Annotated in this window: 16 protein-coding genes; 4 read left to right on the top strand and 12 right to left on the bottom strand. The window is 33.7% G+C overall.

Annotation, left to right across the window (positions count from 1 at the left end; all coding sequences use genetic code 11):
- Positions 1-107: 107 nt before the first annotated feature.
- Positions 108-1586 (bottom strand): helix-turn-helix domain-containing protein, encoded by a 1479-nt coding sequence (locus tag HM992_RS06475; protein WP_179321044.1) that lies wholly within the window; start codon positions 1584-1586, stop codon positions 108-110.
- Between the two features lie 118 nt (positions 1587-1704).
- On the opposite strand from HM992_RS06475, the gene aceB reads away from it, so the two are divergent.
- From aceB to HM992_RS06460, 3 genes are all read left to right on the top strand, one after another.
- Complete coding sequence (aceB, locus tag HM992_RS06470) at positions 1705-3303, top strand: malate synthase A (protein ID WP_179319115.1); 1599 nt, start codon at positions 1705-1707, stop codon at positions 3301-3303.
- 74 nt (positions 3304-3377) lie between these two features.
- A complete protein-coding gene (locus HM992_RS06465) occupies positions 3378-5009 on the top strand; it encodes an isocitrate lyase (protein ID WP_179319114.1) in 1632 nt (543 codons plus the stop codon).
- A gap of 157 nt (positions 5010-5166) precedes the next feature.
- Complete coding sequence (locus HM992_RS06460) at positions 5167-5493, top strand: DMT family transporter (RefSeq protein WP_179319113.1); 327 nt, start codon at positions 5167-5169, stop codon at positions 5491-5493.
- An 87-nt stretch (positions 5494-5580) separates the two neighbouring features.
- Here HM992_RS06460 and HM992_RS06455 read toward each other — a convergent pair whose 3' ends face one another.
- From HM992_RS06455 to HM992_RS06440, 4 genes are all read right to left on the bottom strand, one after another.
- Complete coding sequence (locus HM992_RS06455; RefSeq protein WP_179319112.1) at positions 5581-6678, bottom strand: hypothetical protein; 1098 nt, start codon at positions 6676-6678, stop codon at positions 5581-5583.
- Positions 6679-6767: 89 nt separating this feature from the next.
- Positions 6768-7553: a hypothetical protein gene (locus HM992_RS06450; protein ID WP_179319111.1), complete on the bottom strand. Its 786-nt coding sequence runs from the start codon at positions 7551-7553 to the stop codon at positions 6768-6770.
- Positions 7540-8103, bottom strand: coding sequence for an RNA polymerase sigma factor (locus HM992_RS06445; RefSeq protein ID WP_178985835.1), 564 nt, complete (start codon positions 8101-8103; stop codon positions 7540-7542). The genes HM992_RS06450 and HM992_RS06445 overlap by 14 nt, the downstream gene beginning before the upstream one ends.
- Positions 8104-8237: 134 nt before the next feature.
- Positions 8238-9215, bottom strand: coding sequence for a polyprenyl synthetase family protein (locus HM992_RS06440; RefSeq protein ID WP_178985836.1), 978 nt, complete (start codon positions 9213-9215; stop codon positions 8238-8240).
- A 133-nt stretch (positions 9216-9348) separates the two neighbouring features.
- Here HM992_RS06440 and HM992_RS06435 point away from each other — a divergent pair, with 133 nt between their 5' ends.
- Positions 9349-10806, top strand: coding sequence for a T9SS type A sorting domain-containing protein (locus tag HM992_RS06435; RefSeq protein ID WP_179319110.1), 1458 nt, complete (start codon positions 9349-9351; stop codon positions 10804-10806).
- 76 nt (positions 10807-10882) lie between these two features.
- Here the strand turns inward: HM992_RS06435 and rlmN are convergent, their stop codons facing one another.
- The 7 genes from rlmN to dtd form a co-directional block, all read right to left on the bottom strand.
- Complete coding sequence (gene rlmN / locus HM992_RS06430; RefSeq protein WP_178985838.1) at positions 10883-11923, bottom strand: 23S rRNA (adenine(2503)-C(2))-methyltransferase RlmN; 1041 nt, start codon at positions 11921-11923, stop codon at positions 10883-10885.
- Positions 11924-12015: 92 nt separating this feature from the next.
- Positions 12016-13065: a tRNA preQ1(34) S-adenosylmethionine ribosyltransferase-isomerase QueA gene (queA, locus tag HM992_RS06425; RefSeq protein WP_178985839.1), complete on the bottom strand. Its 1050-nt coding sequence runs from the start codon at positions 13063-13065 to the stop codon at positions 12016-12018.
- Between the two features lie 68 nt (positions 13066-13133).
- Positions 13134-14360: a 3-phosphoshikimate 1-carboxyvinyltransferase gene (locus tag HM992_RS06420; RefSeq protein WP_179319109.1), complete on the bottom strand. Its 1227-nt coding sequence runs from the start codon at positions 14358-14360 to the stop codon at positions 13134-13136.
- A 32-nt stretch (positions 14361-14392) separates the two neighbouring features.
- Positions 14393-14719 (bottom strand): nucleotide pyrophosphohydrolase, encoded by a 327-nt coding sequence (locus HM992_RS06415; protein ID WP_179319108.1) that lies wholly within the window; start codon positions 14717-14719, stop codon positions 14393-14395.
- A 2-nt stretch (positions 14720-14721) separates the two neighbouring features.
- Positions 14722-16674, bottom strand: a complete 1953-nt coding sequence (locus HM992_RS06410) for a transglutaminase domain-containing protein (protein ID WP_179319107.1) — start codon at positions 16672-16674, stop codon at positions 14722-14724.
- A gap of 51 nt (positions 16675-16725) precedes the next feature.
- The gene (locus tag HM992_RS06405) at positions 16726-18639 is read right to left on the bottom strand and encodes a DUF3857 domain-containing protein (RefSeq protein ID WP_179319106.1); all 1914 of its coding nucleotides are present in this window, start codon (positions 18637-18639) and stop codon (positions 16726-16728) included.
- A gap of 212 nt (positions 18640-18851) precedes the next feature.
- The gene (gene dtd, locus HM992_RS06400) at positions 18852-19304 is read right to left on the bottom strand and encodes a D-aminoacyl-tRNA deacylase (protein ID WP_179319105.1); all 453 of its coding nucleotides are present in this window, start codon (positions 19302-19304) and stop codon (positions 18852-18854) included.
- Positions 19305-19306: the final 2 nt, after the last annotated feature.

The following is a 19306-nucleotide window of genomic DNA, read 5'->3' as shown; positions in this document are numbered from 1 at the left end:
GACAAAGAAATTGTTTTAAAAATTTAAACGACAAATTAACTTGACTTTAAAATTTGAATTGATTTCAGTCTGAATACTAATTTGTTTTATAACAATGAGATTGAGATCTATGAACTAAACTTCTCATTTAATTCTTCAACAATAGATTCTATTTTTTTATTCTTAGCATTTTTTTCTAAAACAATTGGAGGCACTTTCCTAAGCTTACAATTAGTAATTGCACAACGTTCGCAGGTAACACTTACATTTTGAGTATCAATCTTAGGGTCATCTAAAAAATTAAGCTTTCGCTGTAACTGCTTATTGATTAATAAGCCTATACTAATACTACGATACTGCTTTTCTTTAAATGGATCTTTAGTTGCAGAAGACAAGACCAAATACTGCATGCCATCATTTTCATAGTTGGATATCTGCAAATCAAATTCATGCTTCTTCTTGCTTTTACTAATATCTTTTAAAACTTTTAAAGACACCCAGCGTCTGCAGTAATGCTCATCAGTTTCATTGCCATGTGGTGAATGCTGATGCGATAAATGCAATTCCTTTTTAAGATAAAACGTATCACTTTTAGCCTTATGTGTAAATCTTAAAAAGAATAAATTCTGAATATTGAATGCCTTAGGCAAAATATTAGTTAAACGCTGATAAAAGGACTCGGGAGACGCATTATAGGCTTCAATCGCTTCTAAAAATAATGATTCATCAAAAGTGTCATTTGCAAAGATTTCATTTAATTGCTTGCTAATTTTTTCTCGTGGAATAATCAATGCTCCAGCAAAATAGGACGCATAAAAATTATTCAACACCTGGTCGAACGTGTCAAATTTAATCCAAGGAAATGTATATAATCGTTCCTTTATTTCTAAAAAATTATACGCTAACTCTTTTGCAAAAATAAAAGTGCGCTGCGCCTCATCAATCTCGCTAGTAAGCAACAACGTTTTAGTTTTAGGCACAAATAAAGATCGTAAATTACCTAATGCTTCATACTTACTTAATTCACTAGTCTGAATTCTATAACCGTATTCTTCCACTAATATTTCCGCTAAATCACTCGATGTAATTATATTGTTTAAGTCCACATGATAAGCCTTTGCAAATTTCAAAACACTTTGTTCCAAATCTTCAAAGTAATTATTATTAGCTTCTTGATAAGAACGCACTGAAGCCAAATAAAAACTCTCTTTACTAAAACTATAATGTTGTGCAATTTTAATTATTGTACTAATAAAGGCATTGACTTTTGCTGGTGCATTTGCAACAATATCTATCAGGTTACTTTCCTTAATACCAAAAAGCTCCAAGGGAATTTCTTTTAAGATTTTGGACTGCAATAAATCACCTATTGGAGCCAAGTTTTTATCTAATTTAAGAGACACCATTTGATCATAAGGCACATCTAATTTTTCAGAAAGCGCCACAATCTTATCAGGCTTAGGATATTTTTTTCCGTTTTCTATTTCATTTAAATACGACTTAGATAATCCGGAGAGTTTTGATAAGCCAAACAACGACAAATTCTTATCAGTCCTTATCTGCTTTAGCTTTAGCCCAAAAATAAGTTTAATATAATCTTCTTCCATAATAGCAAATATAATCATTTTTGCGAACTTGTATTTTCTGCGAAAAATAACATTTAGCGAACGTTCGCTTGTTTTTTATAAAACTTTGTTATACTATTGTCCTATAAAATTAAATACTATGGCACACACACTTCTAAAATCACAGAACATTACTTTCGCTAATGATGTTAGTAATTACTACCCAGAAATTTTAACTGATGAAGCACTTAACTTTATATCGGCACTTCATGAAAAATTTAATTCAGAGCGATTAGAATTATTAAATAGGCGCTTAAAACAACAAGCCATATTTGACGAAGGTAAGTTTCCTGAATTCCCAAAGGAAACAGAGAATATTAGACGTAGCGAATGGACAGCTGGCACTATTCCACACGATCTACAAGACAGACGCGTAGAAATCACAGGTCCTGTAGATAGAAAAATGGTGATTAATGCTTTAAATTCTGGAGCCAAAACGTTTATGGCCGACTTAGAAGACAGCAATGCTCCCACTTGGAAAAACACTATAGAAGGACAGCAAAATTTAATTGACGCGAATACAAAAACCATTTCATTAGTAGACTCAAAACGTGGAAAGTCTTATCATTTAAATTCTGAGACAGCGGTTTTATTAGTAAGACCAAGAGGATTGCACTTAAACGAAAGACACCTTATCATTAATAATGAAGAAGCGTCTGGTAGTTTAGTAGATTTTGGTTTGTATGTATTCCACAATACGAAAACCTTATTGGCGCATAATACTGCACCTTATTTTTACCTACCAAAATTGGAACATTATTTAGAAGCACGTTGGTGGAATGACGTTTTCACTTTTGCAGAAGACTATCTTAAAGTATCAAAAGGCACATTCAAAGCAACGGTTTTAGTTGAAACTATTACAGCTAGTTTTCAACTCGATGAAATTATATACGAATTGAAAGATCATATTGTTGGTTTAAACTGTGGACGTTGGGATTATATTTTCTCGTATATCAAAAAATTTAGAAATCACAAGAATTTTGTAGTTCCCAATCGTGATCAGGTTACCATGACCACTCCATTTATGGACGCGTATTCTAAACTCGTAATTCAGCGCTGTCACAAAAGAGGCATTTTGGCTATTGGAGGTATGGCTGCACAAATCCCGATTAAAAATGATGAAAAAGCCAATGCCGCAGCTTTAGAGAAAGTAAGAAAGGACAAAGAACGTGAAGTGAAGAACGGACACGATGGCACTTGGGTTGCACATCCTGCGTTAGTTGACGTGGCAATGGCAGAATTCAACAAACACATGCCCACTCCAAACCAATTACATGTCACTCGAGACGATGTACATATTACGGAGCAAGATTTGGTAGAACTACCAAAAGGTACTGTAACGGAAGCAGGAATTAGAAAAAACATCAATGTTGGAATTTTATATACCGAAGCTTGGCTACGAGGTTATGGAGCCGTCGCCCTTTATAATTTAATGGAAGATGCGGCAACAGCAGAAATCTCTAGAACACAAGTTTGGCAATGGTTAAAAAATGAAGTCATCATAGAAGATGGTCGGCAATTTAATATGGAAATGTACAACGATATCTTTAATGAGGAAATTGAAAAGATTCTAAAAGAAGTAGGAGAAGACACTATCGATAGCACCAAATTTGAGCTTGCGATTAACTTATTTGACAAATTGGTCGTATCAGAAGAATTTGAAGAATTTCTAACCCTTCCTGCATATCAATATCTTTAAAAAAAACAATCCTGCGATTGCGGACACAATCAACAGGATCTAATTATTAATAATAAATAACGTATTACAAAATTATGAAAAATTCATCAAAAACAAATTACAGTTCAGCATTAGACACGGTTAGAAACCTTAAAGCTAAATATGGAGCCACTTGGGATGCTATAAACTCAGAAAATGCCGCTAGAATGGTAGCTCAAAATCGCTTTACTTCTGGTTTAGATATTGCTAAATACACGGCAGCCATCATGAGAAAAGACATGGCAGATTACGACGCTGATTCATCTAATTACACGCAATCTCTAGGTTGCTGGCATGGTTTTATTGCGCAACAAAAAATGATAGCCATTAAAAAACATCATAAAACGACTGATAAAAAGTACTTATATCTCTCTGGTTGGATGGTTGCTGCTTTGCGTTCAGAATTTGGACCATTACCAGATCAATCAATGCATGAAAAAACGGTTGTACCTGCATTGATAAAAGAGATTTATGAATTTTTACGCCAGGCAGATTCAGTAGCCTTGAATGATTTATTCCGTAGAAAAGAAAACGGTGAAAATGTACAAGATGACATCGATAATTTTGAGACACACATCGTTCCTATTATAGCAGATATTGATGCTGGTTTTGGAAATGAAGAAGCCACTTATTTATTAGCAAAGAAAATGATTGAAGCTGGTGCCTGTGCAATTCAAATTGAAAATCAGGTGTCAGACGCCAAGCAATGTGGACATCAAGATGGAAAAGTAACGGTGCCTCATGAAGATTTTATTGCCAAATTAAACGCGGTTCGTTATGCATTTCTAGAATTAGGCGTAGATGATGGCATTATCGTTGCTAGAACAGATTCCGAAGGAGCCGGATTAACTCAAAAACTGCCTGTAAGTCAAGAACCAGGTGATCTAGCGTCTCAATATTTAGCTTTTGTTGAAGCTGAGGAGATTGCTATTTCAGATGCCAAGGAAGACGATGTCCTTTTAAAAAGAGATGGGAAATTAGTGCGTCCTGTAAGACTAGCTAATGGCTTGTATAAATTTAAAGACGGTTCTAATATAGACCGTGTAGTATTAGACTGTATCACGAGTCTTCAAAACGGAGCCGATTTGTTATGGATAGAAACACCAACACCCAATGTGAAGCAAATTGCACATATGGTAAATAGAGTTAGAGCTGTTGTTCCTAATGCTAAATTGGTTTATAACAACTCACCATCTTTCAATTGGACGCTTAGCTTTAGAAAGCAAGTCTATGAAGACATGCTTTTAGAAGGTGAAAATATGACGGCTTATGATCAAAATAATTTAATGGCTGCAGAATATGATGCTTCAGAATTATGTCATCGTGCTGATCAGAAGATTAAATCCTTTCAAATGGACAGTGCAAGAGAAGCTGGTATTTTTCACCATTTAATTACCTTACCAACGTATCACACTACAGCGCTTCACATGAATGATTTAACCGAGGGTTATTTCGGAGAAGAAGGCATGCTAGCTTATGTTAGAGGAGTACAACGACAAGAAATCCGTAAAGGAGTGTCTTGTGTAAAACATCAAAGAATGGCAGGTTCCGATCTTGGTGATGACCATAAAACATTTTTCGCAGGTGAAAAAGCTTTGAAAGCCGGAGGCGAGAAAAACACGTCTAACCAGTTTGAATCGCACACTGCAAATGCTAGAGTAAAACAAACTAGAAAAGTCCCGGCATAACCGTTTTAATTATTATTGAGAACAAAAAGAAGCCTTAATCTAAAACATAGATTAAGGCTTTTTCAGATTCAAAATTTGAATTTCTCATTTAAATGAATGAACTTCGATTTTATATATCAAACTAGTTTTCGTATCATCATTGAAATTTCAAAATTAAATGAATTGGATTTTATTAATCATCGCCGGATTGTTTGAAGTTGCCTTTGCTGCATGCCTTGGAAAAGCCAAAGAATCCACAGGAATAGAAACCACTTACTGGTATATCGGATTCTTAGTTTGCTTAAGCATTAGCATGATTTTATTGGTTAGAGCCACGCAAGAATTACCTATAGGAACCGCCTATGCTGTCTGGACAGGAATTGGAGCTGTAGGAACGGTACTTGTTGGTGTTTTTGTGTTTAAAGAACCTGCCACGTTTTGGCGCTTGTTTTTCATTTCGACATTAATCATTTCGATTGTTGGATTGAAAGTTGTGTCTCATTAAAATAAAAAAGCCCTAATCTATAATAGACTAAGGCCCTTTAACACTCAAAAATTGATTGATTGATTGATTGATTGATTGATTGATGAATTAATCCATATCGAAACGTAATCCTACAGAAATATTATTCTGATCTATTAGTTGATCTTTGAACACTGGGCTAAGATCATACTTTACATACAGAGCAATATCTCCCAAAGCTACATATCCACTTAATCCATATACAAATTCACTAACCTCAAAACCACCACGTTGCTTATTTTTTATTCTATCTCCATCTTCCTTGTACTTTAGTTTTTGCATGCTACCAATATTAAGACCAGCATAACCACCTAACCCAACTTTTAATTTTTTGTACGTTGAATATCTAAAGTAATCGTCTTTTTCAATCTTCTTAGAAGGCCCAAATTCTATGTGCATTGGAAATACTAAATTTGTAGTTCTAAACTTTGCCTTATTTAGATCTGAAGGAAATTCTTGAAGTGAAATTTCACCGTCAGTATTCACTAAATAATTATTGTCCTCCATTTCAAATTTATTCCACTGAAAAGAAAAACCATATTTTAATCTCCAGAAATTAGTGTTTTCAAAAAGTCTTGTTTTCCACGCATAACCTAACTCAAAGAAACCAGAACTTCCTATTTTGTATGGAGAATCGTTTAAACTCTGCCCTTCAATTATAGCATTGTTAAAACCTAATGCGAAAACTACATTTGTTGTAGTGCGTCTGTCGTATTTTCTCGGCTTATCATTAGATTTTTCACCAAAGTAGACAAAGCTTTCTTTATCCTCTTCTCCACTACCTATTCTAAGCACAAATCCGTCTCCGTCTACATCCTCAGTATTATAACCATCATCGTTACGCTCTAATAATGCAATTTTATTATCTATGATAGCTAAACGGTTTTCAATATTTAAAGCTCTATTTTTTGCTGCTTCTTTCTTAAGGGTTTCTGCTTCAGACGCTGTTATTTTACCATCATCTATACGTTGATTAATCGCTGCTATTTCAGATTTTAAAAATTCGCGTTCTTCATTCTCAATATTTGTTTTGAGTTGTTTAAGTGTATCAATTTTCAATTGATTTGATGACGTTTGCGTGCTATCAATCTTCGTGTCTTGAGCTTGTGCTGTTGTAAATGCTAGTGCTATCACTAAGCATACTACTACTCTTGTAATTGTATTCATAATTGTTCGTTTTTTGATTTATTGATTATTGATGTTTAATTTGATTCTTGTTCTAAAGCCTCTTAATGAGCCCCCTTTTTTAAGGAGACTTAGTTATTGCGATCTGCAACTGCTGTTTTTACCGTTTTGTAACTCTCTTTTAAAGCTTCAAAAACTCGGCTTCTAAAAGATTGTCCCATTTCGTCTTCAACGCTCATTAATAAAGCATTTGCATCTACCGCTATTAAAGTTTCATTTTTTAAGTTGTCCTTAAAAAGTTCTTTGCTTGCCAGTTTTAATAAAGAATCAATTTCTTTATCCGAAACCGCTATTTCATCAGAATTAATTGTCTCCACAGCTTCTGCAACCGCTATTTTTAGTTTTGCATCTTCTAAAAGACGGTGTGCTTCATTATGTAACTGCTCTTGCTGATTTAAATTAACAGGTTCTTCAACTGGTTGACTTTGATTGGCAAGTTGAGTTTTTGGCTCTGCCTTTTTCTGAATCACTTTTTTATGATCTTTAACTTTTGAATCTTTAACCGTTGGCAATGTCTCTATTATCGCTTCAATACTGTCGTCTTCATTGACGATTTCTATCGCTTCTTTTTGAATAGGTTCTAGTTGTTTATTATTTAACTGCTCATTAATAACGTCCTCTTTAACGACTTGAGGCAACACGGTTTCCGATTCATTAGCACTAAAAAACTGTGTTGATATCGCTATCATAATTAATAATCCTGCGGCTATACTCAACCACCAGAAAATTGGCTTTTTTGATTTATTCTCTTCCGCATCTAGACGCTCAGATAGTTTAGACCAACTCTCTGATGATGGTGACAACGTGCGCTGTTCTAGCTTCTCTTTTATATTTTCTTCAAACTTAATTGGTGCCATAACTGCTGTTATTTAATTCTTTTAATTTCTTCTGAAGCATCTGTCTAGCTTTAAATAGTTGTGATTTAGAAGTTCCTTCAGAAATTTTTAATAATTCTGCAATTTCATTGTGTTTATACCCTTCTATCGCATACATAACAAAGACCATTCGGTAACCTTCTGGCAAACTATCTATAAGCTGTTGTATTTCTGCAACTTCGATATTGGTGTTAATGTTATTTGACGAGCCTTCATCTAAATAATCATCTTCAACAGCGAATTCAATTTTCTTTTTTTGCCTTAAATAAGATATGGACTCTCTTACCATTATTCGCCTTATCCAACCTTCAAAGCTGCCTTCATGTTTATAAGTCTTCAAATATTTAAACACTTTAAAAAAACCATTCAACATTACCTCTTCAGCTTGGTGTACATCCTTAATATAGTATCTACACACACTTAACATTTTTGGAGCATGTAACTCGTACATTATATGCTGTGCTTCGCGATTTTTATTCGCAGCGCGTTCTATGAGTTTTGTTTCGTTTTTATGAAGCTGTATAACTTTCATGGTTGGGTTTAAATTCTGAATACGTTCAGATGCCTTTCTATTTATAAAGACGCAATTTTGTAGCCAAGGGTTGCTTGGGAAGTGAAAAATAATTAAAATAATTTTTAATTATCTGATTTTAAGACGTTTGGTATTTATTTTTTTCGATCAATTACATAATCTACCATAAGCTTAAGAGATGCTTTGTATGGTGACTCTGGGTAATTTGCTAATATATTTAAGGCTTCTTCTTGAAATGCTTTCATCTTAGCTACAGCATAATCCAAACCTCCATTAGCTTTTACAAAAGCAATAACCGCATTGACGCGTTTCTTATCTTTATTATGATTTTTAACAGAATTAATTAACCATTTTTTCTCTTTCTTGGTACAATTATTTAAAACATATATTAAAGGTAAGGTCATTTTTTGCTCTTTAATATCTATACCTGTAGGTTTGCCGATAGCTTCTTTTCCATAATCGAACAAATCATCTTTAATCTGAAATGCCATACCGATTAACTCACCAAACTTTCGCATTGATTCTACATCTGGAGAATTCGGTTTTACGGAAGCAGCTCCCAAACTACAACAAGCCGCTATTAAGGTGGCTGTTTTTTGTCGGATAATTTCGTAATAAATAGCTTCGGTGATATCGAGTTGTCTCGCTTTTTCTATTTGAAGTAATTCTCCTTCGCTCATTTCGCGCACTGCGACAGAGATAATTTTTAGTAAATCGAAATCATTATTATCAATTGAAAGTAATAACCCTTTAGATAGTAGAAAGTCACCTATAAGAACAGCGATTTTATTTTTCCAGAGGGCGTTAATAGAAAAGAAACCACGTCTTCGGTTACTATCATCTACCACATCATCGTGAACCAAAGTTGCTGTATGAATAAGCTCTATTACCGAAGCACCTCTATAAGTCCGTTCGCTAACTTCACCATTATTCATCATTTTAGCCACTAAAAACACAAACATTGGTCGCATTTGTTTCCCCTTTCGGTTTACGATATAATGTGTAATCCGATTAAGCAGCGCCACCTTACTCGCCATAGAGAGTTGAAACTTTTGTTCAAAAAGATCCATCTCGTAGGCAATAGGTAGTTTTATTTGTTCGGTTATCTTCATTTTTAATTTAAAACATTGCGAAATTACAAATTCTATTAGTATTTATTCCTAAAATGGGAATTATAGAATTTTAACTTTTACTACTCGGATTAATTTGTAACTTTATCCCTACTAATTAAAAAATCAAAAACACATGAAAAAAATTACTTTATTACTTACTCTTTTCTTAACAACGTCCCTAATGTTTGGACAAGTTGTTTTGTCAGAAGATTTTGAAGCAGGAACAACGATACCTGCAACTTGGACTAATAATGATATTGCAGGTGGTGGCGAAGTTTGGGCTATCGGATCTGGTGCAAATGCTATAGGTTATAATGATTTCGGATACAATTATGGTATTGCAGGCATGGCTGGCAACTTTGCTACATTTGATAGTGATGGTTACGGTGGAGATATTGCCGAAAATGCAGCACTTACTAGTCCAATATTTGACACTACTGGTTTAACTACAATTACGCTAAGCTTTAATCATTTTTTTACCGCTGGTTATGGAGGTCAAGGTTATGTAGAAGTCACAACTAATGGATTTGCATGGGCACAAGTAGCCACTTTCACTGGAGCTGACGCATCAGAAAGTTCATTTGGATATGAAGCTATCGATGTATCAACACAGCTTGCTGGTTCTACAACAGCACAAGTTCGTTTTAGATGGACTGGTGACTATTCTTGGGGATGGTCTTTTGATAACGTATCTGTTTTTCAATGTATAGCTAGTGCACCTGATGCTGTAGCAGCAGTAATATCTCCTATAGATACCGCGACAGACGTTGAAATTATTTATGAAATAGACGATAATTTAGTAGGTCCTTTTGAATGGACACCAGCTGCAACGGGTGACGTAGCAACTAGCTACTCAATGAACTTTGGTACAGATCCAGCAGCTTCTAATATTGGTACTGTTCTTGAATTAGGAAATGGAAACTCTGTATTATATGATTGGGAACCAAATACAACTTATTATTGGAGTATCGAAAGTTCAAATTGTGGTGGTAGTACTTCTGGCCCTATTTGGAGTTTCACAACTGCAGCTTGTACTGCAACAGCAGCTCCTGTAGCTGCTAGCACACCTGTACCTGCTGATGGTGCACCTTCTGTAGATTTATCAGAAACACCTGAAGGTGGTTTATCCTTTAGTTGGACTGAAGGTAGTCCTGATGATGTGTACACTTTAAATATAGGTACTGCAAATCCACCAACACAATCTTTCGATTGGGAAAATGGTGACATGCTTACAGGCTTATCAGTAAGTACAACTTACTATTGGAGTGTAGATGTTGTTAACTGCTTTGGAATAACTGAAGGTACTGTATGGAGTTTTACTACAGGAGATGTATTATCTATTGAAGATAATGAATTAGAAGCACCATTGAGTGTATACCCTAATCCAACATCTGGTATTTTAAATATTAAATCTAATCAAGATATTGATACTGTTGCAGTATTTAATTTACTTGGTCAAAATGTAGCAAGTTTTACTAAAAGTTCTATCATTGATTCTTCAGTTAACTTATCTGAATTATCTAACGGACTTTACTTAGTAAAGATTACTTCTGGAGATAAAACTCAGACGATAAGAGTTACTAAAGAATAATATTATATTCAAACAGAAAAAAGCGGCAATTGCCGCTTTTTTTTATGTCTAAAATCTAAATATTTTTTGATTTACTTTAACTTTTATTAGCCAACTGGCCACAAGCCGCATCAATATCTTTCCCTCTACTTCTCCTTACAGTTACCGTAATATTATTAGCTTCTAAAACACTAACATACATGTCTATCGCTTTAGAATCGGCTTGTTGAAACTCACCATCATCAATTGGGTTATACTCTATAAGATTAACTTTACTAGGAGCAAATTTGCAAAAATCCACTAAAGCTTCTGCATCTTTACGCTTATCATTAATACCATCCCAAACCACATACTCATAAGTAATTCTGTTTTTTGTGGCTGCATACCAATATTGAAGAGACTCTCTTAAGTCACTTAATGGAAATGTAGCGTTAAATGGCATAATAGACGTACGTATTTCATCTATTGCAGAATGCAGAGAAACGGCCAACTTAAATTTTACATTATCATCTGCCATCTTCTTAATCATTTTTGGCACTCCAGACGTTGACACCACAATGCGTTTTGGCGACATTCCTAAACCTTCGGGTGATGTAATTTTATCGATGGCTTTAAGAACGTTATTATAGTTCATTAAAGGTTCTCCCATTCCCATGAACACAATATTACTCAAGGGTCTACCGTGGTATAATCTACTTTCGTTATCGATAGCTACAACCTGATCGTATATTTCATCTGGATTAAGATTTCGCATACGTTTTAAACGAGACGTTGCACAAAACCTGCAATCTAAACTACAACCTACTTGAGACGACACACAAGCTGTCGTTCTGGTCGCTGTTGGAATAAGTACAGATTCTACAATTAAATCATCGTGAAGTCTCACAGCGTTCTTAATAGTACCATCAGAGCTACGTTGCATCTGATCTACTTTAATGTGGTTAATTACAAAGTTATCTTCTAGCATTTGCCGCGTTTCTAAGGATACGTTAGTCATATCTTCAAAACTATAGGCTGACTTTTGCCATAGCCATTCGTAAACCTGATTCCCTCTAAAAGCTTTGTCTCCTTGCTTTTCAAAAAAATCTCTTAATTGGTCTTTCGTTAAGGCTCTTATGTCTTTCTTTTTTACTTCCATCGTATGCAAAAGTACTTAAATGAATTTGGATTACTCTTAAAATAAAAAAGCCTCAATAAAGAGACTTTTTTAATATTTTAAAATTTGTATGCTTAGATGATTAACATCGCATCACCATAAGAATAGAATTTATATTTTTCTTTAACAGCTTCTTCGTATGCTTTCTTCATAAAATCATGACCTGCAAAAGCTGATGTCATCATTAACAAGGTCGATTTAGGGGTATGAAAATTTGTAATCATACAGTTAGCGATACTAAAATCATACGGAGGGAATATAAATTTATTGGTCCAACCTTCAAATTCATTTAATCTTCCATTTGATGATACTGAACTCTCAATAGTACGCATTGATGTAGTACCTACTGCACACACACGCTTTTTCTTTTCGATAGCGTCGTTTACAATATCAGCTGCACTTTGTTTTATTATAATCTCTTCACTATCCATTTTGTGCTTAGATAAATCTTCAACCTCAACTGGGTTAAATGTACCTAAACCAACATGCAACGTTACTTCTGCTGTCTTAATTCCTTTAATTTCTAAACGTTTTAATAAATGCTTAGAAAAGTGCAAACCTGCTGTTGGTGCTGCTACAGCTCCTTCGTTTTTTGCATAGATAGTTTGGTAACGCTCTTCATCTTCTGGCTCTACCTCTCTGTTAATATATTTAGGCAATGGTGTTTCTCCAAGTTGCGTTAATTTTGTTCTGAAATCTGAATATGATCCGTCATATAAAAAACGTAACGTTCTTCCTCTAGACGTTGTATTGTCTATAACCTCAGCAACTAAAGTCTCATCGTCACCAAAATATAATTTATTACCAATTCTTATTTTGCGAGCTGGATCTACTAATACATCCCAAAGACGTTGATCTTGGTTTAACTCACGAAGTAAAAACACTTCGATACGTGCTCCTGTTTTTTCTTTGTTACCAAATAAACGTGCAGGAAACACTTTAGTATCATTCATAATCATCACATCACCTTCATCAAAATAATCGATAAGATCTTTGAATTGTTTGTGTTCAATAGTTTGTTCTGCTCTATTTAGAACCATTAGTCTTGATTCATCTCTGTGTTCTGCAGGATGCTCGGCTAATAATTCGTCTGGAAGGTCAAAATGGAAATGTGATAATTTCATGTATATTATATTTTTTTCGAATTGCAAAGATACAATCTCAACATAGGCCTTGTCAAGTAAATGAGGGTTTATTTTAAATTGAACCCAATCGCTGTAAAATCTTCCCAAAATTGAGGGTATGATTTACTCACCACATCAGCGTTTTCAATAACAATTGGCACTTTTAATCCTAAAGGAGCAAAAGCCATAGCCATCCTATGATCATTGTATGTTGCTATTGCGATATCACTATTAATTTTATTTGACGATTTTAAGTATAAAGAAAGGTCTGTAATAAGTACTTCGGCTCCTAACTTTTCTAATTCGGTTTTAAGCGCAACTAAACGATCTGTTTCTTTTATTTTTAAAGTATGTAAGCCAACCATATAACATTCTAGTCCTAAACCAAATGCTGTTACAGCTATGGTTTGTGCAATATCTGGAGCGTTTTTTAAATCTAATTCGATTTTAGAGGTGTTATCAATAGTTGCTGATTTATGAAGTGTTATGGATTCATTTTCAAAAGTAGTGGTAACCCCAAATTTCTCATATATAACTGCTAATACGGAATCTCCTTGTAAGCTTTTATTTTTATAGGCTGCAATCGTAATTTCTGTACCCACAGCACTTAACGCTATTAAGCTATAAAAATACGATGCCGATGACCAATCAGATTCAACCGTTAGTGTTTGAGGTTTTAGATGCATTGTATTAGGCTGTACCGAAATGGTATTATCTACAAAATCAGTTTCAATACCAATACTATTTAATAAGCTCAAGGTCATATTAATATAGGGTACTGAGGTGATTTTCCCTTTTAAAGTAAGTTCTAATCCATTTTCTAATTTAGACGCAATTAGCAATAATGCCGAAATATACTGACTACTTACATTGGCTTCTAAAGTCACCTTATGCTCCGTTAATTCTTTACCTATTATTCGTAAAGGTGGAAAACCATCATTTTCTAAATAAGTGATTTCTGCACCTAACATTTTTAAAGCATCAACCAATATTTTAATTGGTCGTTCTTTCATACGAGGTGAACCTGTAATTATAGTTTCTCTATCCTTTAGAGTTGAAAAATAAGCTGTTAAAAATCGCATAGCTGTGCCAGCATGATGGATATCTATCAGCTTTTCATCCGAAGTTAGTGCTTTTTGCATCAACACAGAATCATCTGAATTAGATACATTAGTAATACTAATTTGAGGGTACAAGGCCTGAAGTAACAACAAGCGATTAGATTCACTTTTTGATCCCGTAATTTGAACCTTTTGGTGATTAACAAGTTTTGATTTTTGGATACTAATGTCCATAAGAAAGCTCTAAAATAAAATGAATGACAAAACTACTTTAATTTATCATTATTGTGATGTCTGTTATGATCTCGTTTTGCTTTTTTATCCATTTTTTCATCAAAAGCAGCCTGTAAGTCGATACCTGTTTGGTTTGCTAAACATAGAACTACAAACATAACATCAGATAACTCTTCACCTAAATCTTTATTTTTATCACTTTCTTTTTCGCTTTGTTCTCCATAACGCCTCGCTATAATACGTGCCACTTCACCAACCTCTTCGGTGAGCTGCGCCATGTTAGTCAGCTCGTTAAAGTATCTTACACCATGTTCATTTATCCAATCATCAACTTCCTTTTGTGCGTTTTTAATATTCATGTTTAAACTTTAGTTAATACAATTTGTTCGGCTTGTTTTTCTACAATTTTACTGTAAAAAGCCTTAAATGCTTTATAATCTTCTGGTAAAATTAATGGATTAAGAATATCTAATTGTGCTTTTAGCTGCAGATATTTTCCATTTTGTTGAATAAGGTATGAAAATGCGACATTAGAATCCTTAAATTCTAATCCTTCAGATTTTGGTAATGACTCTACATCATAGCCATCTGGTATCATAATATTAACCATAAATTTATCTGTAAACGGAATAATAAAGTCAATTGGATACTCACGTTCTTCCAATTTAAAAGGGTTTTCTTTTGTCGCTAAAAATAATAGAGGCGAAAAGTAAAGTTTATCACCAACCTCATCAATACCATCCATTAATTCGTATTCATAACTCACTTTTATTGGTTGCGTAATATCTTTTGTGTTTTCGATTGTTAATTCGCTGATTTCAATATCCCCTTTGTCTTTTTCTAGAGATTTAATATGATCTTCAGTTGTTAAGACCGCATATTTGTTTCTATGAAAATAAGCCACGTAATCCGTAAGATGTTGAGCTACTTTTCCGGATACTGAAAAATCGTCATTGATCGAAACATTAAGCATTGAAGACTCTAATGATTTTTTATTAGGTTGAATAGAAATCCATCGCGATACTTTATTATCTTCAATCAATCTACCTTGCCAATTTAATACACGTTGTGGCAATACATTATCCGTACTATATTCTTCAGTAGCATCAATTAATAAATAGTCATCACCTTTTTGAACACTACAAATTACATAGTTAAAACCTTCGCGAGTTGGGAAAAGTGGAATACCATTATTTCTTGTACTAATTAACACCGGATTTGCATTAACCCCTTGAGAACGTAACATTGAAACAAGCATTAAATTAATATCAGCATCATTACCTTCACCATCTTTATATGCCGATCTTATTCCGTTTTGAGCATATTTACCATATCTACCGTTCCATTTGACTTTAGATTTAACTAACTTTTCTACTGCTGCAGCTTTTTCAAAATCGTCTTCAATGCCAACTAATGCCGCTTCTAAATCGTCTTTATAAATGCTGAATCGGGATAGTTGCCCACCAAAATCCTCACTATCATAAATGGTTTTTGAAACCGCCTCCCAAGTTGTGGAATACGTATTATTAATAATTTTCATATTATTTAACGTCGCTGTCAACTCCATTGCCATTTTACTTCTGTAGTTGTTAATACTACCAGCATAGGCCTCAGATCGTATTGCAGGAATATCTACTTCGTTAATATCAATGATATTAATTTTATAATCAAACGGAGTCCGTGTATTTTTATAAGTTTCATTTATTTTAGGCGTAAATTTCGCTCTAAAATTAGTCTGCTTTTTATAAACATAATACTCAGGTGTTGCAATGCTAATATCTAATTTATTAACAGGCACACTAAATTGAAAATTGATATCGTCTATACTAATCCGAGGAGAGGCAACAGTGTATTGATATTCAATTACAGTACCTTCTTTAACGTTTGGCAGTGTAAACGAATTAATTTTTGTGAATTCACTATAATCCTCTTCAAATTTACCATCATTTTTTAGCTTGTCCTTCTCAATTTTTCCATCTACGAGGTTATATGAAAACCCTTTTAAACCATTAACAGTTTCTCTTTGTCCAGTGCCTTGATATAAATAGATTTTTTTCGTTGCCCAATCAAAACCATCTTTGTTGTATATTTTTATACGTTCATGCACTTTTCGTTGTTGCATAAAACCTTCATTTGAAGAGAAAAAGAAACTTATATCTTCATTTCGGTATAATATCGCAGCTGAAGATGCGGAATCTTTTGGATGGTACTTTTCTTCAAGTTCGGCTTTTGAAATTTTACCGAAGCCATAATCCTGTGCACTTAAAAAGTTAAAACTTAAGACTATTGCGAGTGTAAGCAGTAGATTTTTCATGATTAATTAGATTGATTGTTAGATTGGATTGGATTGTTATATTAGAAATTATTAAGCTTTAATTAATACAATTTTACTTTTATCGTGCTTTACAATTTGTCTTCTAAAGTCTCTAAAGGCTTTATAATCTTCCTTTGGATAGTCTCCTTTGAGTAAAATATAAGTTCTTGTATATTTCAACTTATTACCGTCTAAAGGTTCTACCTTAAAATTATAAGATCCAAATTGAGTTTTAATTTCTTTTGAATCTGTCATGGCTTCCACTATAAAACCTTCTGGTAATTGAATAATAAATTCATCTGTATCTTTAAAAGAACGGTCGACTTTAAATTCTAATTTTCGATCAATATATCGTGTAGGAATTGTGGTTACAGTATTGAACATGTTAGGCTGAAAAATAAGTCGATCACCACTTTTAGACGCATAATTTGATGCTGATAATATTACGTTTTCGTTTAAAACAATGCTTTCTTTATCATTTTTAACAGTAATATTTTCAATAGTGATGTTATTGATATTATCCCAATAATCTTTGTAATGACTATGTTGATCGCGTTCTGTGTTGTTTTCAATACCTTCATGAAGACTATACTGAAATCCTGTAGTTTCAATATTGACATCTGCAGTAAAACCACCAGCAGCGTCCATAATTACTTCGGCATTTGTTTTTTGAACGCTTTCTTCAGCTTCATAAATTTTTGTTCGCACTATTTCTCCACCTTCTGGCTTTACTAACAGCACTGCTCTATCATCAGTAAAGCCGGCTGAAAACCCGAATGGATTAGTCTGACTCGTGCATTCTAAAAAAATATTTTCATCATCATTAGGAACACACAAAATGGCATGGTTACCCTGAGCAGATGAAAATTCATCATCAATGTCTAAGATAGTTCTACCACCAAATACCAACGTATAATAGGACGGCACATCTACAGCCTCTAACAACGCTTTAGTATAATTCGTTAATCCTTTACAGTCTCCGTAACCCAATTTATTTACATCGTCTGCCAACATTGGCTTCCAACCTCCAATCCCGATCTGAACACTGATATAGCGTGTTTTATCTTGCATGTATTTATAAACGAGTTTTGCACGCTCAATCTTATCATCTACACCTGCAGTTAACGCTTTTACATCATCTATGGCAGATTGCGGTAAAATATCTGTACCTGTTAGCAATTCACCATAAACCCATTTTCCAAAATCTTGCCAATTGGTATTTACTCCTTCAACACCATTCATATTAAATTTAGTTAATGCTGGTTTTATGTTAGGAGTAAATGTTACAAGCGAAGGACTATAGGATTCGTAATTAACACCTGGTAAATTCTCTATTGTAAAATGATGCTCTGAAACTTCAACAACATTATTGTTTTCAATATTTTCCTTCTTTAGTTTTAATGGTATTCCAGAATTATTTTCAATCTTATATTCTGCATGTTGAATGGCTAAAAAGTAACCATTTATTGGTCGCCATTGTGGAATAAATGCTGTAGTATTATGTTTTACTTCCGATATAAACTCAATGGTGTAGGGATAATCTATGGGTGTATAATCATAATATTTAATACGACTATCAGAATATAATGTTCCTCCACTTACGGCACTATTATCTGTGAAATCATTCTTCTTTATCTTTTTTATTTCCTCCCCAAAACCATCGTAAATTCTTGCTTCTATCGTTTTAATACTAGAGTTATCACTATAAAACTCTAAAGAGTTTGCATGCTTATCTCCGTATTTGTTATAAATAGTTACAATACGTTTGGTGTGTACAACCATATCATCAATGGCGTTAATTTCAACCTTTTGATTATCGTACCTGACTATAGCATTAACTTTAGTCATTAATTCTTGAGGAGCAAGTAAGGCAATGTAGCTATCTTCTGATTGAGAAAAGCTGAAGATTGAAATAAAAAATAAGCACGTAAAAAGCCTGATTTTTTTAGAGAGAATTGTAGGCATTAGTTTAGTTTTAATAGGTTTAGCTTTTAAAGATAAAAAGTAAAATCTACTTACCAAAACAATTCTTTAACATTTTTTTCACACTTAAAAAGCACTCACGAATCACATGATTTATTTGAATTTTTGAGCATTGTATTATTGTTTTTTTTATTACAAAAAGAACTACTCTATGCTAAATAATGGCATGTTGTGGTTGTTTTTTAGAATAAATATCAGTCCTTATTCTTAGAATCAATAATTATAGTGACTGGACCATCATTAACTAAATGCACTTTCATATCTGCACCAAACTCTCCAGTTTGTATAGTTTTGCCTAAATTATTTTGAAGTGTTTCAATAAATTTCTCGTACAATGGAATGGCAACCTCTGGTTTTGCTGCCTTAATATAGCTTGGCCGGTTTCCTTTTTTTGTACTAGCGTGAAGTGTGAATTGACTCACCAAAATCACATCTCCTTCGGAAGCTTTTAAAGACGTATTCATCACACCATCCACATCTGGAAAAATTCGGAGATTAATAATTTTATTACAGAGCCAATTGATATCTTCTTGGTTATCCTCATTTTCGATTCCCAATAAAATTACAAGTCCGTTTTGAATACTGGCAACTTCAGAATTATTTACAATAACCGAAGCTTCAGAAACTCTTTGTATTACTATTTTCATAA

It is taken from the genome of Winogradskyella helgolandensis, from assembly GCF_013404085.1.
Classification (GTDB): domain Bacteria; phylum Bacteroidota; class Bacteroidia; order Flavobacteriales; family Flavobacteriaceae; genus Winogradskyella; species Winogradskyella helgolandensis.
This window is presented reverse-complemented; position numbering and strand designations above follow the sequence as displayed.

Excerpts from the sequence above, each read along its gene's own strand:
- HM992_RS06475 (WP_179321044.1), bottom strand. The coding sequence starts at position 1,586 with ATGGAAGAAGATTATATTAAACTTATTTTTGGGCTAAAGCTAAAGCAG.
- aceB (WP_179319115.1), top strand. The coding sequence starts at position 1,705 with ATGGCACACACACTTCTAAAATCACAGAACATTACTTTCGCTAATGAT.
- HM992_RS06465 (WP_179319114.1), top strand. The coding sequence starts at position 3,378 with ATGAAAAATTCATCAAAAACAAATTACAGTTCAGCATTAGACACGGTT.
- HM992_RS06460 (WP_179319113.1), top strand. The coding sequence starts at position 5,167 with ATGAATTGGATTTTATTAATCATCGCCGGATTGTTTGAAGTTGCCTTT.
- HM992_RS06455 (WP_179319112.1), bottom strand. The coding sequence starts at position 6,678 with ATGAATACAATTACAAGAGTAGTAGTATGCTTAGTGATAGCACTAGCA.
- HM992_RS06450 (WP_179319111.1), bottom strand. The coding sequence starts at position 7,553 with ATGGCACCAATTAAGTTTGAAGAAAATATAAAAGAGAAGCTAGAACAG.
- HM992_RS06445 (WP_178985835.1), bottom strand. The coding sequence starts at position 8,103 with ATGAAAGTTATACAGCTTCATAAAAACGAAACAAAACTCATAGAACGC.
- HM992_RS06440 (WP_178985836.1), bottom strand. The coding sequence starts at position 9,215 with ATGAAGATAACCGAACAAATAAAACTACCTATTGCCTACGAGATGGAT.
- HM992_RS06435 (WP_179319110.1), top strand. The coding sequence starts at position 9,349 with ATGAAAAAAATTACTTTATTACTTACTCTTTTCTTAACAACGTCCCTA.
- rlmN (WP_178985838.1), bottom strand. The coding sequence starts at position 11,923 with ATGGAAGTAAAAAAGAAAGACATAAGAGCCTTAACGAAAGACCAATTA.
- queA (WP_178985839.1), bottom strand. The coding sequence starts at position 13,065 with ATGAAATTATCACATTTCCATTTTGACCTTCCAGACGAATTATTAGCC.
- HM992_RS06420 (WP_179319109.1), bottom strand. The coding sequence starts at position 14,360 with ATGGACATTAGTATCCAAAAATCAAAACTTGTTAATCACCAAAAGGTT.
- HM992_RS06415 (WP_179319108.1), bottom strand. The coding sequence starts at position 14,719 with ATGAATATTAAAAACGCACAAAAGGAAGTTGATGATTGGATAAATGAA.
- HM992_RS06410 (WP_179319107.1), bottom strand. The coding sequence starts at position 16,674 with ATGAAAAATCTACTGCTTACACTCGCAATAGTCTTAAGTTTTAACTTT.
- HM992_RS06405 (WP_179319106.1), bottom strand. The coding sequence starts at position 18,639 with ATGCCTACAATTCTCTCTAAAAAAATCAGGCTTTTTACGTGCTTATTT.
- dtd (WP_179319105.1), bottom strand. The coding sequence starts at position 19,304 with ATGAAAATAGTAATACAAAGAGTTTCTGAAGCTTCGGTTATTGTAAAT.